A 2,212-nucleotide genomic window follows, 5' to 3' on the forward strand; every position below is an offset into this window, starting at 1 on the left:
CCCTCGCGCGGCAGCCAGGGGCAGGAAGTCTCCTACGGCGACAAGACGCTCAAGGTCAAAACGCTCGACACCTACGACTCCACCGACACCGATATCTGCCTGATGTCGGCCGGCGGCGAGGCGTAGAAGGAATGGTCGCCCCGCATCGGCCAGCAGGGTTGCGTGGTCATCGATAACTCGTCGGCCTTCCGCTACGACGCCGACGTGCCGCTGATCGTGCCCGAGGTGAATGCCGACGCGGTGGTGGGCTTCACCAAGCGCAACATCATCGCCAACCCGAACTGCTCGACCGCGCAGCTGGTCGTCGCGCTCAAGCCCCTCCACGAGGCGGCGACGATCAAGCGCGTCGTGGTCTCGACCTACCAGTCGGTCTCCGGCGCCGGCAAGGAGGCGATGGACGAGCTGTTCAACCAGACCCGCGCCGTCTTCACCGCCGGCGAGATCAAGCAGGGCGGCAAGTTCACCAAGCGGATCGCCTTCAACGTCATCCCCCACATCGATGTGTTCATGGAGGATGGCTACACGAAGGAAGAGTGGAAGATGGTCGCCGAGACCAAGAAGATGCTCGACCCGAAGATCAAGCTGACGGCGACCGCCGTCCGCGTTCCGGTCTTCATCGGGCACGCGGAAGCGGTCAACATCGAGTTCGAGCGGCCGCTCTCGGCCGAGAAGGCCACCGAGATCCTGCGCGCCGCCCCCGGCGTCTTGGTGATCGATAAGCGCGAGAACGGCGGCTACATGACGCCCCACGAGGCGGCCGGCGAGGATGCGACCTACATCTCGCGCATCCGCGAGGACGCGACCGTGGAGAACGGCCTGAACCTCTGGTGTGTCTCGGACAACCTGCGCAAGGGCGCGGCCCTCAACGCGGTGCAGATCGCCGAGATTCTGGTGAACCGCAAGCTCCTGAACCGGGCCAAGCGCGCGGCCTGAGGCCGGTCCTCCTCCCGGCGGGAGGAGGAGCCAGCACCGAAATCCTTGGGACAACGTCCCTAGGATTTGTCACGCGCCCGTCATCGTTCAGGCCCACGCCGCAGACCGGATCACGTGGAGATTCGGTATGCGGCGTTTCTTTGTGTCCTGTCTCGTCGGTCTGTCGATCGTCGGCGCGGCTCAGGCTCAGCCGCAGCCTCGGAATGTCGTCCTGTTCATCGCGGACGGGCTCCGCGACGGCATGGTGAACGCCGCGAACGCGCCGGCGATGGATGGCCTGATGAAGGCCGGGGTGCGGTTCACCAACACGCACTCCCTGTTCCCGACTTTCACGATGCCGAACGCCACCGCGATGGCGACCGGCCACATGCTGGGCGACACCGGCCAGTTCGGGAACACGATCTACACGGCCTTCCCGGTCCCCGGGGCCGGAGAGAGCCTCACGCCGTTTCTGGAGAGCGACCCCGTCCTCGGCGACGTCGACGCGCATTTCGCCGGCAACTACCTCAACGAGGAGACGATCCTGCGGGCGGCTCACGCCCAGGGGCTCTCCACGGCCAGCATCGGCAAGCTCGGCCCCTCCCTGATCTTCGACCACACGGCGCGCTCCGGACAGGACAGCATCCTGGTCGACGACAGCACGGGCCGGCCGAGCGGCATCCCGCTGAGCGACGACCTGCGCACGCGCCTGGATGCGGCCGGGCTTCCGCTGCAGGCGCCGACGCGGGGCGCCAACGGCCTGGCCGGAACCGCCGATTCGCCCGGGACGCTCGCCGCCAATGTCGAGCAGCAGGGCTACTTCACCGATGTGGCGACGAAGGCGGTCCTACCGCTGTTCAAAGCCCGCGGAAAACCCTTCGTGCTCGTCTACTGGTCGCGCGATCCCGACGGGACGCAGCACAATCAGGGCGACAGTCTCGGCCGGCTCGTCCCGGGGATCAACGGACCGACGAGCCTCGCGGCGATCCGCAACGCGGATGCCAACCTGGCCGCGCTGCTCGGCGCGCTGAAGGCGCTCGGTCTGGCGGAGACCACGGATGTGATCGTCACCTCCGATCACGGCTTCTCCACCATCTCCAAGGAGAGCGGGACCAGCTTCGCCGCGTCGCAGGCCTATAAAGGCGTGCCGAAGGGGCAGCTTCCGCCGGGCTTCCTCGCCATCGATCTCGCGCATGATCTCGGGCTCGGCCTGTTCGATCCGGATGCCAGGGGCATCAGGCTTCGCGCCGACGCCTTTCCGAGCCGGGCCACGGCCTGATCGGCGCGGAACCGGCAAGCC

Annotated in this window: 1 protein-coding gene and 1 pseudogene; both read left to right on the forward strand. The window is 67.2% G+C overall.

Features of this window, described 5'->3' with window-relative positions; all coding sequences use genetic code 11:
- A pseudogene (locus I53_RS11365) lies at positions 1 to 933 on the forward strand (aspartate-semialdehyde dehydrogenase); the annotation flags it as partial.
- A 127-nt stretch (positions 934 to 1,060) separates the two neighbouring features.
- The gene (locus tag I53_RS11370) at positions 1,061 to 2,191 is read left to right on the forward strand and encodes an alkaline phosphatase family protein (protein WP_251982298.1); all 1,131 of its coding nucleotides are present in this window, start codon (positions 1,061 to 1,063) and stop codon (positions 2,189 to 2,191) included.
- Positions 2,192 to 2,212 lie beyond the last annotated feature (21 nt).

This window comes from Methylobacterium sp. B1 (assembly GCF_000333255.1).
Taxonomy (GTDB): domain Bacteria; phylum Pseudomonadota; class Alphaproteobacteria; order Rhizobiales; family Beijerinckiaceae; genus Methylobacterium; species Methylobacterium fujisawaense.

Excerpts from the sequence above, each read along its gene's own strand:
- I53_RS11370 (WP_251982298.1), top strand. The coding sequence starts at position 1,061 with ATGCGGCGTTTCTTTGTGTCCTGTCTCGTCGGTCTGTCGATCGTCGGC.